The organism is Microbacterium sp. LWS13-1.2 (assembly GCF_040144835.1).
Lineage (GTDB): Bacteria > Actinomycetota > Actinomycetes > Actinomycetales > Microbacteriaceae > Microbacterium.
The window spans coordinates 1895050-1920567 of the sequence record NZ_CP151632.1 but is presented as its reverse complement, the minus strand read 5'-3'; the positions used below and the strand labels follow the sequence as shown (position 1 = coordinate 1920567).

20 protein-coding genes and 1 tRNA gene are annotated in these 25518 nt (G+C 71.8%); 14 read left to right on the top strand and 7 right to left on the bottom strand.

Features of this window, described 5'->3' with window-relative positions; genetic code table 11:
- Positions 1-30: 30 nt before the first annotated feature.
- Positions 31-1017: a DUF5937 family protein gene (locus tag MRBLWS13_RS09185; RefSeq protein WP_349428736.1), complete on the bottom strand. Its 987-nt coding sequence runs from the start codon at positions 1015-1017 to the stop codon at positions 31-33.
- Positions 1018-1091: 74 nt separating this feature from the next.
- Between MRBLWS13_RS09185 and MRBLWS13_RS09180 the strand changes: the two genes are divergently transcribed.
- Both MRBLWS13_RS09180 and MRBLWS13_RS09175 read left to right on the top strand, forming a co-directional pair.
- Entirely contained in the window at positions 1092-1475 is a 384-nt protein-coding gene (locus tag MRBLWS13_RS09180; RefSeq protein ID WP_349428735.1) for a cupin domain-containing protein, read from the top strand.
- 13 nt (positions 1476-1488) lie between these two features.
- A complete protein-coding gene (locus tag MRBLWS13_RS09175) occupies positions 1489-1779 on the top strand; it encodes a DUF4287 domain-containing protein (protein ID WP_349428734.1) in 291 nt (96 codons plus the stop codon).
- 123 nt (positions 1780-1902) lie between these two features.
- On the opposite strand, the gene MRBLWS13_RS09170 is transcribed toward MRBLWS13_RS09175, so the two are convergent.
- The 3 genes from MRBLWS13_RS09170 to MRBLWS13_RS09160 all read right to left on the bottom strand — a co-directional run bounded on the left by MRBLWS13_RS09170 (position 1903) and on the right by MRBLWS13_RS09160 (position 4476).
- Positions 1903-2490, bottom strand: coding sequence for a DUF1992 domain-containing protein (locus MRBLWS13_RS09170; RefSeq protein ID WP_349428733.1), 588 nt, complete (start codon positions 2488-2490; stop codon positions 1903-1905).
- Positions 2487-3338, bottom strand: a complete 852-nt coding sequence (locus MRBLWS13_RS09165) for an NAD(P)-dependent oxidoreductase (protein WP_349428732.1) — start codon at positions 3336-3338, stop codon at positions 2487-2489. The genes MRBLWS13_RS09170 and MRBLWS13_RS09165 overlap by 4 nt, the downstream gene beginning before the upstream one ends.
- A gap of 199 nt (positions 3339-3537) precedes the next feature.
- The gene (locus MRBLWS13_RS09160) at positions 3538-4476 is read right to left on the bottom strand and encodes an oxygenase MpaB family protein (protein ID WP_349428731.1); all 939 of its coding nucleotides are present in this window, start codon (positions 4474-4476) and stop codon (positions 3538-3540) included.
- Between the two features lie 59 nt (positions 4477-4535).
- On the opposite strand from MRBLWS13_RS09160, the gene MRBLWS13_RS09155 reads away from it, so the two are divergent.
- From MRBLWS13_RS09155 to MRBLWS13_RS09135, 5 genes are all read left to right on the top strand, one after another.
- Positions 4536-5537 carry a substrate-binding domain-containing protein gene (locus tag MRBLWS13_RS09155; protein WP_349428730.1) on the top strand — a complete coding sequence of 334 codons (1002 nt, stop codon included), beginning with the start codon at positions 4536-4538 and terminating at the stop codon, positions 5535-5537.
- Between the two features lie 329 nt (positions 5538-5866).
- On the top strand, positions 5867-6637 hold the full coding sequence (locus MRBLWS13_RS09150) for an L-ribulose-5-phosphate 4-epimerase (RefSeq protein WP_349428728.1): 771 nt from the start codon (positions 5867-5869) through the stop codon (positions 6635-6637).
- On the top strand, positions 6634-8247 hold the full coding sequence (locus MRBLWS13_RS09145; protein WP_349428727.1) for an FGGY-family carbohydrate kinase: 1614 nt from the start codon (positions 6634-6636) through the stop codon (positions 8245-8247). Before MRBLWS13_RS09150 ends, MRBLWS13_RS09145 begins: the two co-directional genes overlap by 4 nt.
- Positions 8248-8347: 100 nt before the next feature.
- The gene (gene araA, locus MRBLWS13_RS09140) at positions 8348-9859 is read left to right on the top strand and encodes an L-arabinose isomerase (RefSeq protein ID WP_349428726.1); all 1512 of its coding nucleotides are present in this window, start codon (positions 8348-8350) and stop codon (positions 9857-9859) included.
- Between the two features lie 222 nt (positions 9860-10081).
- The gene (locus MRBLWS13_RS09135; RefSeq protein ID WP_349428725.1) at positions 10082-11026 is read left to right on the top strand and encodes an aldose 1-epimerase family protein; all 945 of its coding nucleotides are present in this window, start codon (positions 10082-10084) and stop codon (positions 11024-11026) included.
- Positions 11027-11149: 123 nt separating this feature from the next.
- On the opposite strand, the gene MRBLWS13_RS09130 is transcribed toward MRBLWS13_RS09135, so the two are convergent.
- Both MRBLWS13_RS09130 and MRBLWS13_RS09125 read right to left on the bottom strand, forming a co-directional pair.
- Complete coding sequence (locus MRBLWS13_RS09130; protein ID WP_349428724.1) at positions 11150-11350, bottom strand: hypothetical protein; 201 nt, start codon at positions 11348-11350, stop codon at positions 11150-11152.
- 359 nt (positions 11351-11709) lie between these two features.
- On the bottom strand, positions 11710-12558 hold the full coding sequence (locus MRBLWS13_RS09125) for an SDR family oxidoreductase (protein ID WP_349428723.1): 849 nt from the start codon (positions 12556-12558) through the stop codon (positions 11710-11712).
- A 102-nt stretch (positions 12559-12660) separates the two neighbouring features.
- On the opposite strand from MRBLWS13_RS09125, the gene MRBLWS13_RS09120 reads away from it, so the two are divergent.
- The 3 genes from MRBLWS13_RS09120 (at position 12661) to MRBLWS13_RS09110 (ending at position 13702) form a co-directional block, all read left to right on the top strand.
- Positions 12661-13290, top strand: coding sequence for an asparagine synthase (locus MRBLWS13_RS09120; protein WP_349428722.1), 630 nt, complete (start codon positions 12661-12663; stop codon positions 13288-13290).
- A 71-nt stretch (positions 13291-13361) separates the two neighbouring features.
- The gene (locus tag MRBLWS13_RS09115) at positions 13362-13514 is read left to right on the top strand and encodes a hypothetical protein (protein WP_349428721.1); all 153 of its coding nucleotides are present in this window, start codon (positions 13362-13364) and stop codon (positions 13512-13514) included.
- A 115-nt stretch (positions 13515-13629) separates the two neighbouring features.
- Positions 13630-13702 (top strand) — tRNA-Arg (locus tag MRBLWS13_RS09110).
- 294 nt (positions 13703-13996) lie between these two features.
- Here MRBLWS13_RS09110 and MRBLWS13_RS09105 read toward each other — a convergent pair.
- Positions 13997-14815 carry an aldo/keto reductase gene (locus MRBLWS13_RS09105; RefSeq protein ID WP_349428720.1) on the bottom strand — a complete coding sequence of 273 codons (819 nt, stop codon included), beginning with the start codon at positions 14813-14815 and terminating at the stop codon, positions 13997-13999.
- 4 nt (positions 14816-14819) lie between these two features.
- Between MRBLWS13_RS09105 and MRBLWS13_RS09100 the strand changes: the two genes are divergently transcribed.
- From MRBLWS13_RS09100 to MRBLWS13_RS09085, 4 genes are all read left to right on the top strand, one after another.
- Complete coding sequence (locus tag MRBLWS13_RS09100; protein WP_349428719.1) at positions 14820-15281, top strand: pyridoxamine 5'-phosphate oxidase family protein; 462 nt, start codon at positions 14820-14822, stop codon at positions 15279-15281.
- 170 nt (positions 15282-15451) lie between these two features.
- Positions 15452-18244 carry a DUF6603 domain-containing protein gene (locus tag MRBLWS13_RS09095; protein WP_349428718.1) on the top strand — a complete coding sequence of 931 codons (2793 nt, stop codon included), beginning with the start codon at positions 15452-15454 and terminating at the stop codon, positions 18242-18244.
- On the top strand, positions 18241-21366 hold the full coding sequence (locus MRBLWS13_RS09090) for a hypothetical protein (protein ID WP_349428717.1): 3126 nt from the start codon (positions 18241-18243) through the stop codon (positions 21364-21366). Before MRBLWS13_RS09095 ends, MRBLWS13_RS09090 begins: the two co-directional genes overlap by 4 nt.
- A 3-nt stretch (positions 21367-21369) precedes the next feature.
- Positions 21370-25497: a hypothetical protein gene (locus MRBLWS13_RS09085; protein ID WP_349428716.1), complete on the top strand. Its 4128-nt coding sequence runs from the start codon at positions 21370-21372 to the stop codon at positions 25495-25497.
- Positions 25498-25518: the final 21 nt, after the last annotated feature.

Below are 25518 nucleotides of genomic sequence, written 5' to 3'. Positions count from 1 at the left end.
CGGTGGTATGCCGGCGGCCGGTGGTGCGCGTCAAAGCACTGCGCCGACCATCGCCTCGCCGAGGGGCGTGCGGCGGTGCAGCACGCGCACGCCTTCGCGCGTGCTCGACAGGAGGCCCGCATGAGGCACGGCCAGGTGGTGCGACGCGGTGGAGACAGCGAGGGCGGTCTCGCGGGCGACCTGGGAGGTCGTCCTCGGCTCGTGCGCGTCGAGCAGGATGCGGGCGCGCGCCGGCCCCAGCAGGGCGCCGAGGGCCGTGGTCGCGTCGGCGGAGTCGCGTGCCCACGTCGCCGTCACTCCCTGGGCCGGGTAGAACAGGGTCGGCTGCGCGGGCGGCTCGGTGAGCACGTTGCACCCGGAGGTGCCCATCACCGACGGCACCAGCACCAGTCCGCTGCCGCGGCAGTCGACGACCTCGCTCCAGATCCGCATCGTGACGCGCACCGCTCCGTCGGTCCACGCGACGCGATCGTGCAGCGTCTGGATCATGGCGCCGATGCCGCTCTCGGCGATGCGCCGCGACCGCACCGCGATGTCGGCGCGGAGCAGCCGCTCCAGCTGCGTCCACACCGGGGCGACGCCGGCGTTCCAGACCGACAGCCACGCCTCCGCGATCATGGCCCGGGCGCGGTCGGGCTGGTCCAGCATGCGCTGCACGGCGGCCTGACGGGCGCCCTCGGTGCGCACGAGCACTTTGGTCATGTCGACGCGGAAGCGCTCGTCGTCGATGTCACGCAGCCGCTCCGCCTCCGCCTCTGGCGTGAGCTCCCACGTCGGAGTGGTCGTGAAGAAGTCGGGGAAGTAGCCCTCTTCGCGGATCAGCAGAGCGAGCACCTCGAAGTCCTCGCGCGGGATCGCGCTGCGGGTGGCCCGCATCCATCCCCACTGCAGCGGGTACTCGTCGGGCCGGAGCAGCGCGCGCACCGCGTGACACAGCTCGTGGCCGGGCGAGACGCCGAACCGGATCGCGGTGAGGTCGTCCGGCGCGAGCTGGAAGTCGACGAACTTTCGATCCACATCGAAACTATAGGCCGACTCGTGGACGGCGAGGAGGCTGAGGACACACCACCAGCAAGCGGACGGAGCACCTCATGACCACCACCATTCCGGCCATCGTCCCCGCCGCCGACCTCGTCGTCGGCGCGGGCAGCCTGCGCCGTTTCATCGGCGTCGAGCACGGCGCAGCCGTCTCGTACTTCTTCGTCGACAACGAGCCCGGGCAGGGTCCCGACATCCATCGCCACCCCTACGCCGAGACCTGGGTGCTGCTCGAGGGCGAGGCGCGCATCACGATAGACGGCGCGACGCTGGATGCCGTCGCCGGCGACACGGCCACCGCCCCCGCTGGGGCGTGGCACGGCTTCAAGAACGCGGGAAGCGGCCGGCTGCGCGTGCTCTGCATCCACGCCTCGGACCGCATCATCCAGGAGTGGCAGGACGAACCCGGCGTGCTCGACATTCCCACCAGCGACTGATCGGATCCGGTTCATGACATTCCGGGCATATCTCGACAGCATCGAGCAGAAGACAGGCATCACGCCGCGGCAGTTCGTCGAGCTCGCCCACGAGAAGGGCTTCGACGAGGGCACGAAGGCCACGCCGATCGTCGAGTGGCTCGCGGCCGACTACGGCCTCGGCCGCGGGCACGCGATGGCCCTCGTCCACGTCATCACCAAGGGTCCGCAGATCAGCGACAAGCACGTCGGCACCGGCACCGCCCACTCGGATCCGTCGAACATGCTGTGGCTCGACGGCAAGGCGACGAACCCCCATCCCTGACCGCCCCCGATTCGGGGCGCGCCACGTACAGCTGGGGCGCACCGCGCGCGCCCGCACGCTCACGACGCGCCCCGAACCGGCAGAGAACGGGTACCGGCGGCTACCCGCGCCGCGGCGCTGGCGCTACGCGCGCCCGCGGCGCCGCCACCAGGGGTGACGACGCCGCGCCGCGGCATCCTCCGCATCCGCCTGCGCTGCGACGCGTGCGCTGCGTCGCTCGCGCCACGCCGCCACTTCGGCGTCGACGTCGCGGGTGGGCGTCACGACCGGCGGGCCGCCCTGCAGCTGCCGCCGGGCCTCGATGATGCGACGGTTGAAGTCCTCGATGGCCTCCCGCACCTCGGCCTCGCGCGACAGCGCGTCGAGCCGGGCGTCGAGCTCGGCGTCCTCCACCCGGAGCCTCAGAGCCGGCGGGCCGAGTCCGGTGAGCTTCTCGGTCTCGATCTTCCGGCGGATCCACCAGTCGGGATCATGCGTGGCGCCGAGTCCGGGGATCGGCTTGCCCGCACCGGGCAGGTCGTCGAACTCTCCCCGCCGGATCGCCTGCTGGATCGAGTTCTCGACGACCGCAGCCCGCTCGGCCGCCGAGAAGCCCCGTGCCGGCGGTGCGGCGGCATCCGCGGCATCCTCTTCGTCCGATGTGTAGCCCTGCTCGCGCTGCCACTTCTCGAAGCGGTAGCGCTCGGCGGCTTCGCGCGGCCCCTCGGTCATGAGCCCGAGATGTGATCCCGCCACGAGTGCTGCGGGTCGTACCCGAGCAGACGCCGGGCCTTGTCGATCGAGAGCAGGGTGTCGTGCTCGCCGAACTCGCGGGTCGGCACGCCGGGGAAGACCTCGGCGACGAGCTCGGCGTTGGGCCGCGACATCACGGTGTCGGCGGCGGCGATGATGTACGTCTCGAAGCCGGGAGGGGCGACCTCGAGCGCGCGCTCTACGGCCTGGGCGCCGTCGCGGGCGTCGATGTAGCCCCACAGGTTCCATTTGCGCTGGCGCGCGTCGGCGTCGTACGAGGGGAAGGCCTCGTAGTCCTCCGGCACCATCACGTTCGAGAACCGCAGGCCGGTGATCGACAGCTCGGGGTGCCACCGCACGAGTTCGACGGCCATGCGCTCCTCGAGCGTCTTCACGAGCGAGTACACCGACTCGGGGCGGGGCGGGTACTCCTCGTCGACGGGGATGTACGGCGGCGGCACGTCGAACGGCAGGCCGAGGACGGTCTCGCTCGACGCGTAGACGATGCGACGGATGCCGAGCCTCACGGCCGCCCAGAACACGTTGAACGTCGCGTTCATGTTGTTGTGGAAGGTCGCGACGTCGGAGCGGATGCCGGGGGCCGGGATCGCACCGAGGTGCACGACCGCGTCGAACCCGTCGTGGCGATCGCCCACCGCGGTCAGGGCGTCGACGACCTGGCCGTAGTCGGTGAGGTCGACCTGGACGAAATCGGGGCCGCGGGTGCCGACGACGTCGATGCCGAGGACGTCGTGGCCGGCCGCGCGCAGTTCGCGGGCGACCACGGTGCCGAGCTTTCCGGATGAGCCGGTGAGTGCGATGCGCATGACACCAGCCTGCCACTGCGCCGGGCTGCCGGGGCGGCCGGGGTGGCCGGAGTGGCCGGGGTGGCCGGGCGATAAGGCGGCCGGGTAGCTGGGGCGGCGGGGCGATGAGGCGGCCGGGGTGCGGGGCAGCTGGGCGGCGGGGCGGCCGGGCGGCGGGGCGGCCTGGCGGCGGGGTAGCCGGGGCGATGGGGGCGTGCCGTCAGTGCGCGGCGGTCGCACCGGGGGTCGCCGACGTCGTACCGCTGAGCCGGCGGAGCCGCTGCCGGGCGAAATCCTGCGCGCGCGGGCCTTCCTCGAGCGCCTTCGCCGACACCGCGAGCACGATCCTCGTGAGGGTCACGACGGGAAGCGGAGACCGGCGCAGTCCGAGCAGGCGCCGGTAGCTGCGCGGCAGGCTGGCGACGGCCGCCGCGAACAGCACGCGGTAGGCGATGCGCATGACGCCCGTGAAGGGCGCCGCGCGGAGGAACCGCACCACGTCGTCCACGCGCTCGTCGCGGCGGAGCTCGCCGCGGGTGAGGAACCCGTCCATTCGCGCGAGCAGCTCGCCCTCGGTCAGCGGGGGGTTCTTCAGGCGCATGAGGCGCCCGGCCTGCGCCCACTCCCGGACGTATGCGTCGGGACCGCCGGGAATCGGCCCGCCCCACCGCTGGTGCGCGCCGAGGAACGCTTCCGTGAAGGCGAGGTGCACCCACTCGACGAGGTCGGCGTCGGCCGCCGAATAGGCGCGCTCGCCCGCGGCGGACTCGTACGAGCCCCCGACCCGCTCGTGTAGTCGCGCAACGCGCTGTGTCTCTCGCGCGGCCTGAGCGGTCGAGCCGTAGGTGACGCAGATGATCCACCGGACGGTGCCCGTGAGGCGCCCGATCGGATCGTCCCGGTAGCGCGAGAAGTCGTGGACGCCCGCCATCGCGCCCGGGTGCAGCGCCTGGATGAGCAGCGCCCGGATGCCGGCGACGAACGTTGCCGTGCCCGCGTGCACCGTCCATATGGCGCCGCCGTCGGCGAAGTACCCGGCGTCGTCGCCCTCGGCGAGGGCCCGCACCCAGTGCGGCGTGCCATCGGGGTCGCCGGCGAGGGCGGTCAGCAGCCGCGCGCGCAGCGTCGGCCGGCGCGTCTTCGCAGAGCGTGCACCCATGACTCCAGCGTGCCACCCCGTGCGCTGACGGGCGCGGACTGACGGATAGGGTGTCCGCCATGGACGACACGAGGCCGCTGACCGCCGACCCCACCCGTGTGGGCGTGCGCGACGTGGCGCGGGCCGCCGGCGTATCGACGCAGACGGTGTCGCGCGTCATCAACGAGCACCCGAACATCCGGCCGGAGACCCGCGACCGCGTGCTGCAGGCGATCGCCGCGCTCGGCTACCGGGTCAACAATGCCGCCCGCACGCTGGGCACCCGAACGACCCGCACCCTGGGCGTCATCGCCTCCGATGCGACGCTGTACGGGCCCGCGGTCGGCATCGCCGCGCTCGAGGCGGCCGCGCGCGACGCCGGACGCTGGATCGCGACGGCGTACTCGGATGCCTCGGACGAGGCATCCGTCCGGGATGCGGCCGATCGGCTGCTCGGCCAGGGCGTGGACGGGCTCATCGTGCTCGCACCGCACGCGGCCACGCTGACGGCGCTCACCGGCGCGCACCCAGGGGTCGCCATCGCTGCGCTGCACACCGGGCCGGGCGCCGAGCAGCAGGAGGCCGGCGCCGCCCTCGCCATCTCGCACCTCATCGAGCTCGGCCATCGCCGCATCGGCCGGGTCGCCGGGCCCGCGGAATGGCTCGAGGCGCGCTCGCGCGAAGCGGGCATGCGACGCGCGCTCGAGGGCCCGGGCCTGGAGGCCGAGCCGCACTGGAGCGGCGACTGGACCGCCGCCGCCGGTGCTGCGCTCGCCGGGCGCATCGCCGCCGCCGTCCGCACGCCCGGCGGGCCGACCGCGGTGGCGGCGGCCAACGACCAGATGGCGCTGGGCCTCATCGCGGGGCTGCGCGAAGCGGGAGTCGACGTCCCGGGCGACGTGAGCATCGTGGGGTTCGACGACAATCCGGATGCCGCGTTCTACCGCCCGGCGCTCACCACGGTGGGCCTCGACCTGGCGGGGGAGGCGCGCCGCGCCGTCGCGGCCGTCCTCGGCGAGCGGCCCTCGGCCGCCGGCGCACCCCGGCTCGTCGTGCGCGCCTCCACCGCGCCGCCGCGCTGAGCACCGCGCCGCCGCGCTGAGCACCGCGCCGCCGCGCTGACTCTGCAGCGCCCCGGCCTGATCCCGCTGGCCTGATCCCGCCGCGTCGCGGCACCCGACGCCGCGGCGGATGCTCGGCAGTGTGCGGCATTCGCGCCCGTACCGTTCTCAGGATCACAAGCAGTAGCGCGCGGCGCCACCCGCGTGATTCCGGGGCAGGGTGGCGCGCCGGGGCCGGTTGATCCTGAGTTGGGTACGCGCGACCACTTGCGCCATCGGTTGTTACCGGTAACATCGATGCGCGCGACCGAGCGAGTCGCCCGACCGCACGAGACCCGACGGAGGACCCCGTGACCAGCCCCGAGCCGACGACGCCGGCACCCGCGTTCACACCCGAGGTCGAGGCATCCATCGCCGCCATCCGGGTCGATGTCGCGAAACTCCACGGCGAACTCGTGCGCTACGGACTCGTGGTCTGGACCGGGGGCAACGTGTCCGGGCGCGTGCCCGGCGCCGACCTCTTCGTCATCAAGCCATCGGGCGTCTCGTACGACGACCTCGGCCCCGAGAACATGATCCTGTGCGATCTCGACGGCAACGTCGTCCCCGGCACGCCGGGCAGCGACCGCAGCCCCTCCAGCGACACGGCGGCGCATGCCTACGTGTACCGCCACATGCCCGACGTCGGCGGCGTGGTGCACACGCACTCGACGTTCGCCGTCGCCTGGGCCGCGCGCGGCGAAGAGATCCCGTGCGTCATCACGGCCATGGCCGACGAGTTCGGCGGGCCGATCCCCATCGGTCCGTTCGCGACCATCGGAGACGACTCGATCGGCCGCGGAGTCGTCGACACGCTGACGGACCATCGCTCCCGCGCCGTACTCATGCAGAACCACGGCCCCTTCACGATCGGGGTGTCGGCGAAGGACGCCGTCAAGGCCGCGGTCATGGTCGAGGACGTCGCCCGCACCGTGCACTACGCGCGTGAGGCCGGCCCCCTGATCCCCATTCCGCAGGACGCGATCGACCGCCTCTTCGACCGCTACCAGAACGTCTACGGCCAGTCGTCCGACGAGCGTCGTGACGGCGACGGCGAGCGCGCGGAAGAGGCCGGCCGATGAGCGCCGACGCGATCCGGGCAGGGCGCACCGCCCTCGGCATCGAACTGGGGTCGACGCGCATCAAGGCATGCCTCGTCGATGCCGACGATCCGGCGAACGTGCTCGCCGTGGGCTCCCACGCGTGGGAGAACCGCTACGAGTCGGGCCTGTGGACCTACTCGCTCGACGACGTGTGGTCGGGGCTCCAGGCCGCGTACGCCGATCTCGTCTCCGACGCGCAGCATCGCCACGGCGTCGCGCCCGAGACGTTCGGCGCGATCGGCGTCTCGGCGATGATGCACGGCTACCTCGCCTTCGACGAGGCGGGCACGCTGCTCGTGCCGTTCCGCACGTGGCGCAACACGAACACCGGACCCGCGGCCGTGGAGCTCACCGATGCGTTCGGCGTGAACATCCCGCTGCGATGGTCGATCGCCCACCTGCATCAGGCTGTGGTGGATGCCGAGACGCACGTCCCCGACATTCGCTTCGTCACGACGCTCGCCGGCTTCGTCCACCAGCGCCTGACGGGGGAGAAGGTGCTCGGCGTCGGCGACGCGTCGGGGATGTTCCCGATCGACTCTGTCACGGGCGACTACGACGCCGGGATGCTCGCGCGCTACGACGCCCTCCGACAGGCTCAAGGACCGGCTGCCGGAAGGCTCTCCGTCGGCCATGTGTCCGACCTGCTGCCCCGCGTGCTCGCCGCCGGTGCTCCTGCCGGCGCGTTGACGGAGGAGGGCGCCGCGCTCCTCGACCCGACCGGCGCGCTGCGTCCCGGCATCCCGTTCTGTGCTCCCGAAGGGGACGCGGGCACGGGCATGGTCGCGACCAACGCCGTCGCGCCGCGGACCGGCAACGTCAGCGCAGGCACGAGCATCTTCGCGATGGTCGTCCTCGAGCGGCCGCTCGAACGCGTCCACCACGAGCTCGACCTCGTCACGACACCGTCCGGCGACGTGGTGGCGATGGTCCACTGCAACAACGGGGCGAGCGAGCTTGCCGCCTGGGCGGGCATGTTCGCCCGGTTCGCCGCCGCGTCGGGCGCGCCGCTCGCCGACGACGCCGTATACGAGACCCTGTTCCGCGAGGCGCTCGAGGGCGATGCGGATGCCGGTGGGCTGCTGGCCTACAACCATCTGGCCGGCGAGCCGATCGCCGGCCTCTCGGAGGGTCGCCCGCTGTTCGTGCGCACGCCCGACAGCCGCTTCACGCTCGCGAACGCCATGCGGGCCCAGCTCTATGGTGTGTTCGGCACGCTCGCGCTCGGGATGCGCGTGCTCGACGACGAAGGGGTCGGCCTCGACCGCATGTTCGCGCACGGCGGCATGTTCCGCACCGCCGGGGTCGCGCAGCGCTTCCTCGCCGGTGCGCTCGGCGCTCCGGTGTCGGTCGGCGACACGGCCTCGGAGGGTGGGGCGTGGGGCATCGCGGTGCTCGCCGCCTACCTCCCGCACGCCGGCGAGCTGAGCCTCGCCGCCTATCTCGACGACCGGGTCTTCGCGAACGCGGCGATCGCGACCGCCGAACCCGACCCCGCCGATGTCGCGGGCTTCGCCGCCTATCTCGACCGCTACCGCGCGGGCCTGGCCGTCGAGGCCGCCGCCGTCACGTCACTCACCGGTCGTTGAGCGAGCGAAGCGAGACGAAACGCTCCGACGGCTGTCACTGCGTCTCGTCTCGCTCGTTCCTCGCTCGCTCAACGACCGGTTCTCGCGAAAGGAAAGTCTCATGACACGCACGCCCCTGTCCACCTCGCTCGACGCCTATGAGATCTGGTTCGTCACCGGCAGTCAGAACCTCTACGGCGAAGAGACCCTGCGCCAGGTCGCGGCGCAGTCCCAGGCCGTCGCGGAGGGCCTCGCGGGCCTTCCGGTCAAGGTCGTGTGGAAGCCGGTGCTCAAGGACTCCGACTCGATCCGCCGCCTCGCCCTCGACGTCAACGCGCGCGACGAGGTCATCGGCGTGGTGGCGTGGATGCACACGTTCAGCCCCGCGAAGATGTGGATCGCGGGACTCGACGCGCTGCAGAAGCCGCTGCTGCACCTGCACACGCAGGCCAACGTCGAGCTGCCCTGGGCCGAGATCGACTTCGACTTCATGAACCTGAACCAGGCTGCGCACGGCGACCGGGAGTTCGGGTACATCCAGACCCGCCTCGGCGTCGCCCGCAAGACCGTGGTAGGTCACGTCTCGAACCCGGCGGTGCGGCAGCAGGTCGAGGACTGGCAGCGTGCGGCAGCCGGCTGGGCCGCCTCGCGCTCGCTGAAGCTCGCCCGCTTCGGCGACAACATGCGCTACGTCGCCGTCACCGAGGGTGACAAGACCGAGGCCGAGCTGCGCTTCGGCGTGCAGGTGAACACGTGGGGCGTGAACGAGCTCGTGGAGGCGGTGGATGCCGCCTCCGACGCCGAAGTCGACGCACTGGTCGCCGAGTACCTCGAGTCCTACGACGTCGCGCCCGAGCTGCGGCCGGACGGCGACCGCCACCAGTCGCTGCGCGACGGCGCGGCGATCGAGCTGGGCCTGCGGAGCTTCCTCGAGGAGGGCGGCTTCGGCGCCTTCACGACCTCGTTCGAGGACCTCGGCGCGCTGAAGCAGCTGCCTGGTCTCGCCGTGCAGCGCCTCATGGCCGAGGGCTACGGCTTCGGCGCCGAGGGCGACTGGAAGACCGCCATCCTGGTGCGCGTCGCGAACGTCATGGGCGCGGGCCTCCCCGGCGGCGCGAGCCTCATGGAGGACTACACCTACGACCTGGTCGCCGGTGACGAGAAGATCCTCGGCGCCCACATGCTCGAGGTCTCGCCGTCGCTGACCACGGCGAAGCCGCGCCTCGAGGTGCACCCGCTCGGCATCGGCGGCAAGGACGACCCGGTGCGTCTCGTCTTCACGGCCGATCCCGGACCGGCGCTGGTCGTCGCGATGAGCGACATGCGCGACCGCTTCCGCCTTGTTGCCAACATCGTCGAGAACGTGGATGCGCCCGACCTGCCGAAGCTCCCCGTCGGACGCGCCGTGTGGAAGCCCGCGCCGGACTTCGCCACCAGCGCCGCCTGCTGGCTCGCGGCCGGTGCCGCGCACCACACGGTCATGACCACCTCGGTCGGCATCGAGGTGTTCCGGGACTTCGCCGAGATCGCGGCGACCGAGCTCGTCGTCATCGACGAGGACACCACGGCGCGCGGCTTCCAGCGCGAGCTGCGCTGGAACCAGGCCTACTACCGTCTCGCGCAGGGTCTCTGATCCCTGGGACCCAGTCATCCGGGGTTTGGGGCGCATGGCGTCCGCTCGGGGCGCGCGCGGTGCGCCCCGAACGAGCGGGGTGCGCCCCAAACCGCGCCGCGCCACGCCACGCGCCACGGGCGACAGGGCTGCGCCCCAAGCCGGCAGGGACCATGCCTGGGAGCGATCCCGGTACCGTGATCTGCGGCGAACTTCCCTGCATCTGAAGAGGATTCGAAACTCATGGCACGACCCCCCGCATCAGGAACCCAGCACGCGCTCCGCGCCGGCGACTACGAAGCCGTCGTCGCGAGCGTCGGCGCGACGCTCCGCTCGCTCACATATCGCGGTCGCGACCTCGTCGTGCCGTTCGAGGCCGACGAGGTGCGTCCCGCGCACCGCGGTGCGACCCTCGCGCCGTGGCCGAACCGTGTGGTCGACGGGCGCTACTCGTTCGGCGGGCGGGACTTCCAGCTGCCGCTCACGGAGCCCGCGCGCTCGCACGCGCTGCACGGCCTGGCGACGTGGCTCGACTTCGAGGCGATCGACAAGGGGCCGGACCACGTGACCCTGGCCGCCGTCATCCAGCCGCAGACGGCCTACCCGTGGCGCCTCGTCGTCACGACGACCTTCGCGCTCGGGCCGGACGGGCTCACCCAGTCCGTCACCGCCCACAACGAGAGCGACGAGCCGGCGCCGTGGGGGACCGGGCCGCACCCGTACCTCGTCGCCGCCGACGGCCGCGTCGACGAGTGGACGCTCGAGCTGCCCGCGACGCAGGTGCTCGCCGTCACGCCCGACCGCCTCATCCCGACCGGTCTCGTCGCGGTCGATGCCGAGGATCCGGAGCGTTTCGACTACCGCTCGGCGCGGCCGATCGGCTCCGCCGAGATCGATCACGCGTACACCGGTCTCACCCGTGACGCCGACGGCACGGCCACGGTGCGGGTGACGGATGCCGCCGGCTCGGGTGTCCAGATGTCGTGGGATGCCGCGTGCCCATGGGTGCAGGTCCACACCGCCGACAAGCCCGACGCTGCGCAGAGCCGGCTGGGTCTCGCGGTCGAGCCGATGACCTGCGCACCCGACGCCTTCAACGCCGGGTCGTACGACTACGACGCGGGGCTCCTCGTCGTCGAGCCCGACGCCTCCGTCACCGCGTCGTGGCGGATCGGCGCCATCGGCTGATCGAAGTCTTGCGATCAGCGCCCTTGCTGATCGCGCGATCGCGGTAGCTCCCGCGATCGCTGCCGCACACGACGAAGGCGGAGCCGGCCCCCCGGTCGGCTCCGCCTTCATCGTGAGCGGGGTTCAGGTGCTGTCCCGCAGGTCTTCCTTGATGTCGTTGCGCGTCTTCACCGAGTCGCGCTCGGCTTCGGCCTTCTTGACGTCGGCATCAGCCTTCATCTCGTCGACTTTGTCTCCGACTCGATCGGTGGTGTCTTCCCACGCGTCCTTGATCTTCTCGCCGACGGCCTCGGCCGTCTCTTTCGCGTCGTCCATGAATCCCATCGATCTCTCCTCTCATGAGGGATGACATCGACGTTACGCCGGGGCCTTCGGCCGGATCAGGGGGTTGCACAGACGCGGGCCTCTTGATACACGGAGGGTCGCCGCCGTCGCCGGCGACAGCAGCCGCAGGGCGCAAGCGCGAGCCGCAGGGCACAGGGCGCAGCCGCAGGACGCAGCGCAGCGGCAGGGCGCAAGCGCGGGCCGCAGGGCGCAAGCGCGGCCGCCGGCGACAGCAGCCGCAGGGCGCAAGCGCGAGCCGCAGGGCGCAGGGCGCAGCCGCAGGACGCAGCGCAGCGGCAGGGCGCAAGCCCAGGGCTCGGCGCAGCCGCAGGGCGCAAGCGCGGCCGCGGCCGCAGCCGTCAGCGGAGCGGCGTCGTGGTGTCGATCGCGTCGCGCAGCGGCCGACGCATCGGCGCCCAGTAGCGGATCGGCATGACGCGCACGAGCACGTCGACGAGCCGCGCCTCCCGCCCGATCATGGTGCGGGGGCGACGGCGGATCGTCGCCTCGACGATGCGCGCCGCGGCCTCCGCAGGCTCGGTGTGGTACATCGCGGCCTGGGCCGAGGCTGCACGCTGGGCGACCGCGGGATCGATCGCCGCGGCATACCGGCCGTGCAGGATGATGCCGGTCTTCACCCCGGCCGGGTAGACCGCGCCGACGGTGATCGTGGAGCGCTCCAATTCGTGCCGCAGCGATTCGGTGAACCCCCGCACCGCGAACTTGCTCATCGCGTACGGGATGCGCCCGGCGGGGGCGGCGAGTCCGTAGATCGACACCAGGTGCGTGATGTGGGCGGCCGGCTCGCGACGAAGCGCCGGCAGGAGCGCCTTCGTGACGTTGACCGTGCCCCAGAGGTTGACGTCCATGAGCCAGCGCATCTCGGCCATCGTGAGCTGATCGATGTCGCCCAGCATCGACGACCCGGCGCACGTCACGAGGGACTGCACGTGAGGATGGGATGCCTCGACCGCGGCGACGACGGCTGCCACTGCGTCGTCGTCGGTGAGGTCGACGACGTGCGTCGTGTGGCCCGCGCCCTCGAGGCCCGCGGCGACGGCGGCGAGCCCGTCGGCGTTGCGGTCGAGCAGCGCGATGCGGGCACCGCGGGAGGCGAGCTGGCGAGCGACCTCGGCGCCCATCCCCGCGGCGCCGCCGGTGATGACGGTGGTGCGTCCGCGCACGTCCAGGGGCGCCATCTTCGTCATCTGCTACCTCTCGCTGCGCTCGTCGCCGTCGACGAGCCCTGCTTACGATTCTCGCTGACTCGCGACGCCGCTTCGGACGCTAGCCTTCTGAGGGGAGGTGCGATGGGCAAGACCGCAGAGGCGATCGCCGAAGGGGTGTCCATCGCGTCCGCCGCAGCACGGCTGGCGATCCGCAACCGCATCCTGGTCGAGACGATCGCGCATGACGAGCAGTTCGACGTGGTCGCCTTCACCCCGTTCGCTCGCGAGACGCTGACGGCGTTGGCCGACGAGCAGGACGAGGCGGCGGCACTCGTGAGGCGCCAGCGCAAGAAGGCATGGGGCAAGTTCACCGATCCCGACGGCACGCACGACTACCGCGATCGCGACACCCGAAATCTCCGCCGGCGCGGTCGGCAGTACGCCGGCGTGGCGCAGGCGCTCCGGCGCATGGCCGACGACCCGCGCGTCGTGCGGTCCCTCATCGAGCAGTCGCGTGATGCCGCGTGGGGCGACGTCGAGGCCAACCTGCAGCGTCGCCTGCGCGTCGAAGGCATGCGGCCCGATCTCGATCCGGACTACGACCGCATGCGCGCCGCCCGCATGCAGTCCATCCGTCTGGTCGACATCCCGCGTCTGGCCGCGCACAAGCGCCACCGCGACGAGGAAGACACGGATGCCGAGCCCGCCGCCGAGCCCGCCGCGGCGTCGCCGCGCATCTCGGGCATCGACGTCAGCGAGCTCGACTCCTGACCATCCGTGGGACGTAGGCGTACCCTCCCGACGTCGAGCGTCAGGCGCTGCTCGAGCGAGACGACGCCTACGTGCCGGCCTACGAGGGTGCGTCCGGCTGGCTCGCCATCCGTGTGGAGGCGGATACCGGCGACTGGGAGCTGTTCGCGGAGCTCCTCGACACCTCGTACCGTCGTGTCGCCCTGCAGCGGCAGCTTCGCGCACTCGACGCCCAGGACCTGTGAACAACGGGCCGGGAGCGCGTGAACACGCCCGGGAATCCGGCATCCTCCCGCCGATTCGCGCCGTGGGTGGCCGTGAGGTATTCTTGACGACGTTGTGCGCTGCTGCGAACGACACGCGCCCGTAGCTCAATGGATAGAGCATCTGACTACGGATCAGAAGGTTAGGGGTTCGAGTCCCTTCGGGCGCGCACTGTGTTGAGACAGTACTGATCGGAAGCCCGCGGATTTCCGCGGGTTTTCGTGTTTCCGGAGTTTGCGTCGGTATGCCGGCGCGCGGCTTGGTGCACACATCTATGCCCGCGGCGGGTCCGTCGAGATACGGCGCCGCCCGAGCATCGCGACTTCCTCGGGACGCAGCGACGCCCACGACCGATGATTCCGGCCAGCTCCGGGGTGAGCCGCGCTCGTCGGGTGGCGAGGAATTCGCGCACCTCGGTCTGGTTGTCCACGCCTGCCACGCTCCTCCTCCTTGAGTGTCCGGCTCATTCCTCCGGGGTGTCGCGCCCGAATGTCTCGAGGGTGATGGCCTCGGGCGCCGGCCCGCCGCGAACGCCCGTGTCGAGGGCGTCGATGCGAGCGATCTCATCGTCGGTGAGCTCGTAGTCGAACACGTCGAAGTTCTCGGCGATCCGCTCGGGCTTGACCGATTTCGGGATGGCTTGGACACCGTTCTGGATGTGCCAGCGGAGCATCACCTGGGCGGCGGTCTTGCCGTGTGCCGCGGCGATCTCGAGGATGACCGGGTCGTTGAAGGTGCTCTTGGCGTCGTCTCCACGGTAGGAGGTGATGCCGCCGATCGGCGACCACGCCTGCGTGAGAATGCCGCGCTCGGCGCCGAGGGCCTGCAGTTCTTTCTGCGGGAAGTATGGGTGGACTTCGATCTGGTTGACGGACGGCACGATCGTCGTCTCCGCGAGCAGCCGTTCGAGGTGGTCGATCATGAAGTTGCTGACGCCGATGGCGCGCACCTTGCCGTTGGCGAGCAGCTGCTCCAGCGCCTTGTACGCCGCGATCGTCTTGTCGAACTCGCCGGGAAGGGCCTGGTGCAGGATGAACAGGTCGATGACGTCGACCTGCAGCTTCCGGGCGCTCTTCTCGTAGGCGTGGAGGGTCTCGTCGTATCCGTAGTCCGAGATCCACACCTTCGACTCGAGGAAGACGTCGTCACGGTCGATGCCGGACGCGCGGAGGGCGTCGCCCACGCCACGCTCGTTCGCGTACGCGGCGGCGGTGTCGACGAGCCGGTATCCGGTCTGCAGGGCGGATGCCACGGCCTCGGCCGGGCACCGTCTGGTAGCCATGAGCATGACATTCACGGCAGACGAGTCGCCGACAGATGCCGCGCGCCGCATCATCGACGAGAACTCCTACGCAACACTCGCCACCGCCGACGTGGACGGTCGCCCGTGGGTGACGCCGATCTGGTTCGCGGAGCGCGGTCTGCGCCGGTACGTCTGGGTGTCCCGAACCACGCGGCGGCACTCGCTGAACGTCGCACAGCGCGCCGAGATCGCGCTCGTCGTCTTCGACTCGACTGTCCAAGCGGGCTCCGCGAGCGCGGTCTACGTCGAGGCGGCCGCGGCGCAGGTGCCGGACCACGAACTCGCGGGCGCGCTTGCGATATTCAACGCGAAGTGCGAGGCATCCGGACTGTCGACGTGGGACATGTCGGCGGTCTCGGCAGACGCTCCCCACCGGCTGTACCTGGCGACGGCGTTGCAGGTATGGGTGCTCGACGAGCACGAGAACCGGGTGCCCGTGCTGTAGCCCGGTGCGTGCGCACGGTCTTGACAGCCAGGTCCGGAGGCGAGGACGATAACGCGCAGATATGCGCCTTCCTCGAACCCGCGGTCGTCCGGTGCGACGATCGCCGGGCCTCGCTCCGGTGGTATGGGGCTCCACCGGGCTCTGATCAGTTCTGAGCGCAGGGACACGCGGTGGACGATACCGCTCGAAAGCTGCTTGCAGCCGCGCTGCGCTACGCGGCAGGCAGACTCGCCACCCTCGACACGGCGCAGAAGCTCGCGGAACTGGTCGAGAAGCCGCTCGCGGATGCGGTGCAGGTGCAGGGCCATCTGACCACTGCCGGCACGCAGCTCGCCACCGCGGTCACGGCGCTGGACGCCGGTGACCTGGCGAATGGGACGCGGCACCTGTGGGATGCACTGGGCGAAGTCGACGCGGCCGCGACCATTCTCGGGGTGAAGCTCGATGTGGTCGCGCAGAAGGCGATCGAGGAGGCCCCGCCGCGAGCGCTCCTCCAGGGCCTCGGCCTGCGCTCGCCCGTCGCCGCCATGAAGGCCGACGACAACGGCTCACCGCTCCTCGAGGTGACCTGGAAGGGAACCAGCGCATCGGCTCCGCCGTTCCAGGTCGACGCGGTCGAGCTCACGGTGCGGTTCGGTGCGCCGGGCCTCAGCATGACCGTCGCGGGCAGCGGTGCGAGCATCGATCTCGGCCGCGGCACCGACGGACTCATCCGCAAGCTCATCGGCGCTGCAGGGTCGGCATCGACCGACCTGGCTTTCACCGTCGACGCGCGCGGCGTCACGACGCGGGGCGCCGTGGGGCCGATCGCACTGCCCGCCCGGCTCGATGCGCAGGTGGTCGAGCTGCAGGGACTCGATCTGGCGCTGAATGCCGAGGGCGGCGACCTGCGTATCGATCTCCGCAGTCGGCTGCTCACAGAGCTGCTGGGCGTCCTCAAAGCCCGAGTCGACGGGGCCGGACTCCGGCTGCCCATCGACCCCGCCCGCATCCTCGCCGGCCAGCAGCCGTTCGGCGACCCGTCGTTTCTCGTGCCCGAGGCGATCGGCATCTCGCTCGACGCCGGACCGGTCTCCGGCGGCGGCTACCTCAGAGTGGTTCAGGGCGGGTTCGGGGGCGCGCTCGCCCTCACGATCGGACCCGTCAAGGTCGATGCCTTCGGGCTCTTCCGCGAAGTCGACGGCGCGATGTCGTTCGTCGTCGTCATGTCGATGCGGTTCCCGGTGCCGATCGAACTGGGGCTCCTCTTCACGCTGAACGCGGTCGGCGGCATCGTGGGTCTCGGGGTCGACGTGATGCCCGACGCGATCGCCGCCGGCATCAAGGACGGCGTGCTGGAACAGCTCATGTTCCCGCCCGACGTCGTCGCCGCTGCCCCGACGATCCTTCAGACGCTGGGCCGGGTGTTTCCGGCGAAGGCCGGAAGCTTCGTCGTCGGTCCCATGGTGCAGCTCGCGTGGGGTCGCCCGATCAGCCTCTTCACGCTCGACGTGGGGGTCGTGCTCGCCGCCCCCGACCCGGTGATCGTGATCGTCGGCCTTGCCAGGGCGGCGCTCCCCACCGAAGAGGCCCCGATCATCGACTTGCGCGCGGGGGTGATGGCGCAGTTCGGCCGCGGAAAGGTGTTGCTGCGTGCCGAGCTCTACAACTCGCGCATCGCACTGTTCTCCGTCTACGGCAGCCTCGGACTGCTCATCCGGTTCGACGACCCCGGCGTCTACCTCAGCGCCGGCGGGTTCCACCCGAAGTTCACGGCGATCCCCGGGGAGCTCACCGGGATGCGGCGCATCGGCGCAGAGATGTCTCCGCCCGTCGGCCTGCAACTCCGGTTGGAGGGCTACGTCGCCGTCACGCCGAACACGGTGCAGTTCGGCGGATCGATCGAGATCGGCTACTCCGTTGCGGTCGCCGCCGTGCGGGGGAGCCTCACCCTGGACGCCCTCATCCAGCTCGACCCGTTCGGGTTCGAGGTCGCGATCAGCGCCGGCGTGCACGTGGAGGCCTTCGGCATCGCGCTCCTCGGCGTGCAGCTGTCCGGTCGCCTGACCGGCCCGAGCCCCTGGACCATCGAGGGGCGCGGGCGCTTCTCGCTGCCGTGGCCGCTGCCCGACCCGAGCATCGACGTCGGACCCATCACCTTCGGCCCCTCGCGCCCGGCGTCACCCGCGCTCGAGGCCGTCGCGCCGCTCGCCAAGGTCGCGGAGGCCCTCAACCTTCCCGAGGCGTGGCAGCGCGCGGAACGCGCCGGTCAGTACGTGCCGGTCCGCATGACACCCGTCCCTGGTGTGCCCGCGGGTGGCGGCGACAGCCCCACTGTCATCGCGCCGTGGGAGCTCGTCCGGTGCTCACAGCGGCGCTTCCCGTGGCAGATGACCATCGAACGCGTCGGAGCAGCGCCCGTCGCCCCCGCCAAATGCCGGCTCGCCGTCCCCGGCGGCGTCCGTGTCGGTGCGGTCGGCGGAGCGCCCGGCGCCGCCGTCGATTCCTCTTCGGTGACGGAGTCGTTCGCGATCGGCCAGCTCCTCCAGCTCTCGGCGGACGCGCAGCTCGGCGCACCCGACTTCGAGGACCGCCAAGGCGGGCTCACCATCGACCTCTCCACGGCGGAGACGGATGCCGCAGCCCTCCTGCCATTCGTGCACTCCGTCGAGCTCGAATACGAGGACTCGTGGCCCGGCCGGCCCGAGGAACCCATCGAGCCCATGCGCCTGCTCATCTCGGATGCGATGCTCCGGCTCCTGCTGGACGCGGGTCCCGCCGGCAGCTCGGCGCTGCGCAGCGCGGAGGACTGGCGTCCCCAGCTGGCCGAGCGACGCATCGAGGTGCGCCCGGTGTCGGAGGTGCGCGTGACGGATGTCGCCTCCGGCGCCCTGCGCGCGGACTTCGCGCCCTGGAGCGATGCGCTCTTTAGCGCCCGGGGTGTCCAGGGCGGACTCGCCGCGATGACGAGGGTGGGTGCGTGATGGGCATGGTCGACGTCGCGGCACGGCTTCCGGCCGTGATCGCCGAACCTGCGCACGGCGAGAGCTTCACCTTCGTGCCCTACTTCCGCACCGGCGCCGCAGCCGGCATCCGTCATCCGCAGTTCTCCACCGATGCCTCGGCGACCGCGCGCATCGACGTGTCGTTCGACCTGTCCGACGGACACGGCGGCCTCGCACGGGTGCAGCAGGAGGTGGAGGTGCGCGGTCCCGGGGCCGTGCTCGGCATCGACCCGGCGCAGATCATCCGGCGCTACCCGGCACCCGGCACGGCGGATGCGACGACGGGCGACCTCGCCCACATCGAATTCGACCAGCCCGACCTGCCCTGGCTGTTCACACCGACCGCACCGAGCGGAGACGGCAGGCTCCCGCCGTGGCTGCGGCTGGTCGTCGTGCCGGCCGAGAACGCCGTCCGCAAGCCGCCGCTGCGGCCGGAGCTGCCGGAGACCTTCGAACTGAGGATCGGTGACCTTCCGCGGCCAGACGAGGCATGGGGATGGGCGCACGCGCAGGTGCTCGGAACACACAGGACGGATGCCGGACTCCTCGCCCGCAGCCTCGGCTCGGGGTCGCCACGGCTGAATCTGTCGCGACTGCTCGCACCGCGCCGGCTGGCACCCGACCGGCAGTGGCGTGCGATCGTGGTGCCGACCTTCCAGGCGGGAGTCGACGCGGCTCTCGGGCGTGCTCCCATGGCCACGCTGGCCTGGTCGTGGAGTCCTGCGGCGGGGCCGGACTCGAAGGTCATTCTTCCGGGGTACGACACGTGGGAGTTCGCGACCGCAGGGCTGCTCGGATTCGAAGAGCTCGCCGAACGGATCGAGGGCGTCCCCACTCCCGAAGGTCTCGGCCGGCGGCTCGTCGACACCTCCGATGCAGGGATGGGAGTCACCGGCGCCGTCGGTCCGCGCGACGTCTTCGGAGCGCTCGTGGCGCCCGGTGCAGAGACGGCACCGGCGCCCGGCGACCCTGGGCAGCTGACCGCCGCCTCAGAGGTCAGGCTGCGCGACCTCGTTGACGTGCCCGCCTCGACCGACGCCGATCCGGAGGTCGGTCCTCCGCTCTACGGGGGAGCGCACGTGCTCGCGACGGCGCTGCCTGCGGAGGGAGAGAACCCGCCCTGGCTCGCCGAGCTGAATCTCGACCCGGCCGAGCGGATCGCGGCCGGGCTCGGGACATCCGTGGTCCGGATGGACCAGGAGCCGCTGATGGCCGGTGCATGGTCGCAGCTGCAGAATGTGCTCGAGGCCAACCGCGTGCTGAACCGCGCCCGGTTCGCGGAGTTGGCGTCGACCGCGCTGCACCGCCGCACGATCGCGCGCATGAGCGCCGGCGACACGCTCGGCGTGACGCAGCGCGCCCTGGCCCACATTCCGGTCGGCGACGAGCTCACCGCGCGCGGCGCCGTTTCGGCCAGTGCTCTGCCGTTCGCGGCTGCGGGCGCCACCATGCGACGGATCGCCCGGCCCTTCGGGCGCGTCGCGCGGTTCACGGCGGCGGACGAGAGGACGCTCGCGGCGACCGCGCTCCTCGCGGACGACGACGGCAACGGGGCCGATTGGGTGCTTCCTGTACCCGGACCCGGCGTGTTGACCCATACCGAGCCCATGCGTCTGCTCGAACAAGGAGAGGGGCTCGAGGACGTCTTCCACGTCGACGGCGAGCGCGAGGCGGCAGCGATCCTGGCGGACCTGCTGGACGCCCTTCCACTCCCGGAGGAGATCGACGCCTGGCAGCGTGACACGGCGCTCGCCGGTCGGCTCGACGATGCGGCCGCCGACGTGGCCCTCGCGTGGGGGATTGCGCGCAGTCGCCAGGAGTGGGAGTTGCCGATGGCCTGCCTGGCGCGGTTCCCGGCGAGCGGTCTGCCGCCGGAACCGGGGTATCGCTCCTTCGCTCAAGACGAGCTGCGAGCCTGGGTCTTCGATCCGATCGGTGAGGAGGTCCGGCGGGTCTGCGAGGGAGAGGGGATCGAGGGCGTCGCGCTCGACTGGGAGGAGTTCGGGCCCGACGAAGGAGAGATCCGCCCGCTGTTCGAGGGGCCGAGCGGCGTCGTCCTCGAGACGTTCAACGAGGCGGTGGTTCGTGACCCCGAGCCCGTCGAGGCGCCGCGCCCGAGGCTCGACCTGACGGTGCTGGATCTATCGGGGCGGCTGCTGCCCGCTCTCACGGTGCCGCGACGACTGCGTACGCGCCTCCCGGGTCTGGCGGAGATGTTCGGGCGCGCTCCCGACGACCTCGACACTGTGATGGCGGCGCCGGAGTTCCGCCGGCCGCTCATCGAGGCGCTCAACCGGTACGACCAGGAGTGGATCATGCCGGGGGTGGCGGCCATCCAGCCCCACGACATGGTGACGGCGATGGAGACCAACGGACGCTTCGTGTCCTCGTTCCTCATCGGCGCCAACCACGAGTTCGCGCGGGAGCTGGTCTGGCGCGAGTACCCCACAGACGGCCGCGCGTCGAGCTTGCGACGCTTCTGGACGACGGAGCCTGACATCGCGCCGATCCACACCCTCCGCGGACCGGCAGGGCTCGGGGCCCTGGCCGATCCGGAACGAGCCGGCAAGCTCGTGTTCGTCGTGCGCGGCGAGCTCATCCGGCGCTTCCCCCATGTGATCGCGACGGTGGTCCGTTCGACTGCGCCGGACTACCCCGTGAAGTACGCGGCGCAGCCGGTGGAGCCGATCTTCCGCATCCCGCTGACGCCGGACCTGCTTCTCGCCGGATTCGACCTCACCGACGAGGTCGCGAAGGCACAGGACCCCACAACCGATCCGGTCCATCCCGCGTCGGGTGCCAACTGGTTCACGCTGGCCGAGCACATAGGCGCTCCGCGGTTCGGGCTCGACATCAATGAGCCGGAGGACCCGATCGAACCTCAGCCGGTTCGGGACGAGCTGACGTGGGAGCACTGGAAGAAGGAGGGTGAGCACCTCAACGCGTTCGTCCCCAGGATCTGGCCGCCGCGACCGCCGGGTAACCCGCCGGGCGTGCCCGAACCCGAGGGGACTTACACGAGCGCTCGTATCGCGTGGGCGCTCTTCCAGAAACCGGCGCGGGTCGGCTGGCGCGTGCAGGAACTCATCGGCGAGGGATGACGCATGGACATGGACCCATGGCTCGACGCCGCTTCCGAGCTCCCGCTGCTGCTCGTGCCCGTCCGCGTCGAGACGAAGTCGTATTGGCGTGACGCGCCGGGGGGCGACGTCGACCTCCGCGTGCGGATCTGGCCTGACGACGTCGCGACCGATCCCGCCGGGGCGCTGCGCCTGCTGCCCGACGCGTTCCGTGTCATCGTCACGCAGGATGGGATCGAGTCCATCGCCGAGGGCGCGCCGATCGATTCGGCGGCGCTCGGCATCCCACTCGGGAAGATCGATCAGCCGCCCGCTGAAGGTGAGACCGACGCCTTCGACGAGGGCATCGCGTCGCTGCGATCGCTCGCCGAGGGGACGGGTGGAACCGCCCTCTGGCTGCGCGACTACCAGGCCGCGGTCGGCGCGGGCCTGGCGATCACCGTGCCGCTGAGCGCGGGAACAGCCACGATTCAGCGCCTGGTGGTCATCGGCTTGCGCCGATCCGACCCACTCGATCCGGCCGCCGCGGCACGTGAGGTGCTCGCCGCTCTGCAGGCCCACCCCGACCGCGCCCTCGTCGCGGCGGGCACACCCACGAACAACACGGATGCCGCTCGCTCCGGCTGGGGAACCGCCACCGCGGGCGACGCAGACCCGACGACCGGTGGCGGTGCGGGCACGCTCGCCCGAGCCCTCGGCCTCGAAGCGGGAAGCTTCGCGGACTGGCCCGGCGCGACCGCCGTGGACGCCCGAGCCTCCTGGATGGCCGATGCGCTGTGGCCCGTGACATGGGGTCCGTGGCTGAGCCGGGCCATCCGCCCGCGGGCGATCGGCCCGTTCGATCGCCTCGACGTGGCCGACCATGTGCGGACGTTCGTGCGGCCCGCGGGACCGTACCCGGCGGTGCGGGTCGGACGCCAGCCCTACGGCATCGTGCCCGTGACGCTCACGAGTGCCCTCGCGTCCGGCGTCCGGGGGCACGCGCTGGTGCAACGGGCGGTACGCGCCGCGTGGCCGATGTGGGCGAATGCGCAGCCCCGCACGGTGCGGGTGGGTGATCTGGCGGAGACGCTCCCGTGGATCCTGGGGCTCGCGCCGGCGAGCCGGAACGTGCGCGTGCGACGGATGCTGCCCACCAGCGGCCCGCTGGGCGCGGCGCTGTCGGCCGGTCGCTTCGCCGCCGACGAGGCCGACCGTGATGACGTCACGCGCAAGCTCGAGGAAGGCATGGGTCTCAGGCCGTTCACGCTGCAGCGCGTGCCGCATCTCGGAGGTCCTCGGATGCTCGCTCTGCCGCTCGTCGCCGACGACGATGTGCCCGCGATCGAGGCTCTCGCACAGTCTCCCGACGCGGTGTGCGAGGGAAGCGTCCTTCAGCTGCTGCTGAGCTCGGCGTGGGCGGCAGCCGAAGCCGATGCGCGATTCCAGCTGCGACAGCTGCTCGACTCCGTCGGGCACGGGGAGCCGGGTGAGCTCGCTCCGGCGCTGCGCGAGACGCTGGAGCCCCTCCGGGAGCTCGTCGCGGATCAGGGCGCGTTCGACGAGCTGCTCGACGCGATCTTCGATCCCGCCCTCTTCGACGTCCCCGCGGCCCTGGATGCCGAGACCGGCGCTCGGGTGATCGATCTGTTGAGGTCCCGCCTCGGGGAACTGGTGACGAGCCTTGCCGCCCGCACGAGGGTGACCGCGCGGTTGCGCGGCGTCCGGCAACAGTTCGGGGCGTACACGCGGGCGCTGCGTGCGCTCGCGCAGCTGGTCGAGTACGTCGTCGCCCTCGCGTTCGCCGGCCGCACCCGCGACAGCATCCGCAACCTCACGACGGTCGACGACTCGCAGGTGCGCGAGCAGCTGCTCGCGGGCGCCCTGGATGCCGCCTCCCACCGCCTCGACGCGTGGGTGACGTCGCTGGCGACCCGGCGCCTCTCCGAGGTGCGTCAGGGCGCGCCCGACGGTGTGACGATCGGCGCGTTCGCATGGCTCGAAGACATCGCGCTGACGCCCCGCGCCGCCGACGACGTCGCCGCCGCCAGCGGGGTCGGCTGGATTCAGGCCCCCACCACGGCGCATGCCGCGGCGGCCGCCGTGCTGCGTGGTGCCCGGCTGACGCATGCCCCGATGGATGGGCCGGATTCGCCGCTCGAGCTCGACGTCAGCAGCACCCGCATGCGGCAGGCCGTCGACATCGTGCGCGGCATGCGCGCCGGGCAGGACCTGGGTGCGCTCCTGGGCTACCGCTTCGAACGCCGGCTGCATGAGACGGATGCCTCCCTCAACAGGTTCCTCCTGGTCCTCCGCGCGTTCGCGCCGCTGGTCGTCGGGCGCGAGACGCCGGCGGACGGTGCGACGCCGATGTCGCACACCGGCGCGGTCGTCGACGGACTGGGGCTGCTGAAGAGACTCGATGATCCCGCACGTCGTCGGGAGATCCTCGAGCCCGTGCTCACCGCGCCACAGACGTACGAGGGCTGGCGCGCGCCGACGCTCCGAGCTCCGGGCGCACCGGGAGTCGACGATCTCGACAAGGTCGTGGCGTGCGTCGACCGTCTCGACCAGCTCGCCGACGCGGTGTCGGACCTGCTGCTCGCCGAGGGCGTCCACCAGCTCGTCTCAGGCAACCCCGCGCGTGCCGCCGCCGCCATGAATGCGGTCTCCGGCGACACGATCCCGGAAGAGCCCCAGATCCCCTTCGCAGCGCCGGAACAGGACGGCGCGACGTACCGCCTGGCGGTCGTCGGCGGGGCGACCAGGGCGGCGGACGACGACGACAGTGGCTGGGTGTCCGGAATCCGCAGCGGCGCGCATCCCTTCCTCGAGCTCTGGTGCCGAGGCGTCCTCGGACCGGCCACCCGGATCGCGATCTCTGTCACCGGACCCGCAGCGCAGCGGACGCTCGCCCGAGCCCGGGTGTCCGCCCTCGAGTTCGTCATGGCCTCCGACGGCAGCCCGCAAGGACTCGAGCGGTTCTGGGCGCGATGCCGTCGGGGCTCTGCAGGTCTGCCGGAGAAGCCGCTGACCGTCCGGCCGGCGGTGCTGGCCGCGTCCCGCATCACGATCGCGGAGGCTTGGCAACTGGCCGCGGCCGCCCGCGCCGTGTTGTCGTCGGCCCGCGGCCTGGCACCCGACGACCTGGTGGGCAATGGCTCGACCGACCCCCGGCACGTCGTCGACGGCGCCGACCTCGGTGCCCGGCTGGAGACGGCCCGCCGGGGCATCGAGGGCATCGCCGACGTTCCGCCGGGTGCGAGCACCTCCGCACTGCTGCGGCGCGCTGACGAACTCGCCGCGATCGGCATCGGCGACGATGTGGATGCGGCCACGATCGATCCGGAGCTGCTTGCCGGCTACGTGGGAGGCCTCGCCGCGGTCGCCCAGGGTCGTCTCGCGGCGGCGGATGCCGCCGGCGCCGGCGCGGGCGCTGCGCTGGGCGACATCGTGGGGCGCCTGCCGGTCGTCCAGGTTCTCGATCCCCCCGCCGCCCCCGATGCCCCGGCGATCGTGGCCGCGCTGCGTCCGGCCGCGACGGACGCAGCGGTCGTCCGCCGCTGGCTCGCCCGCATGTCGACGGTGCGGCCGCCGGTCGCCGCATGGGCGACGCTCGCCGCCCTGCGACGCGCGTCCGGGAGCCCCGCAGCACTGCGCATCGCGCTGTTCGGCGCGGAGCGCTGGGCGGGGGATGCCGATCTTCCCGACCCGAATCATGCGGTGACCTCGGTCGTCGTCGAGTTGCTCGGGCCGACCTCGCCGCCGCGGGGATTCTCGCCGGGCGGCGCTCTTTCCGGCCTCGTCGTCGATCAGTGGGCCGAGAAGCGGCCGGCGCTGCGCCGCATGGAGGACGACACGCGTACTGCGCTCGTCACGACGGGTCTGGCCGTGCACGCGCAGGCACCGTCGGCACGAGCGCCCCAGGCGCTCCTGCTCGCCGTTCCGCCGGATGAGCAGGGGTGGTCGCAGGAGCGGTTGCTGGACCTGCTCGACGAGGTCAGCAGTCTCGTGCGAATGCGCGTCGCGACCCCCGCGGACATCGCCGAGATGGGGGAGATCCTGCCGGCGATCAGCCTCGACCACTGGTCGCGGGTGGACGCGCACACGGTCGATCCGAGGGCCCTGCTCGCTGTCGCGCTCTCGGTTCCGGCCTTCCTGAAGAACGAATGAGACCCGTGCCAAGGGAAGGAG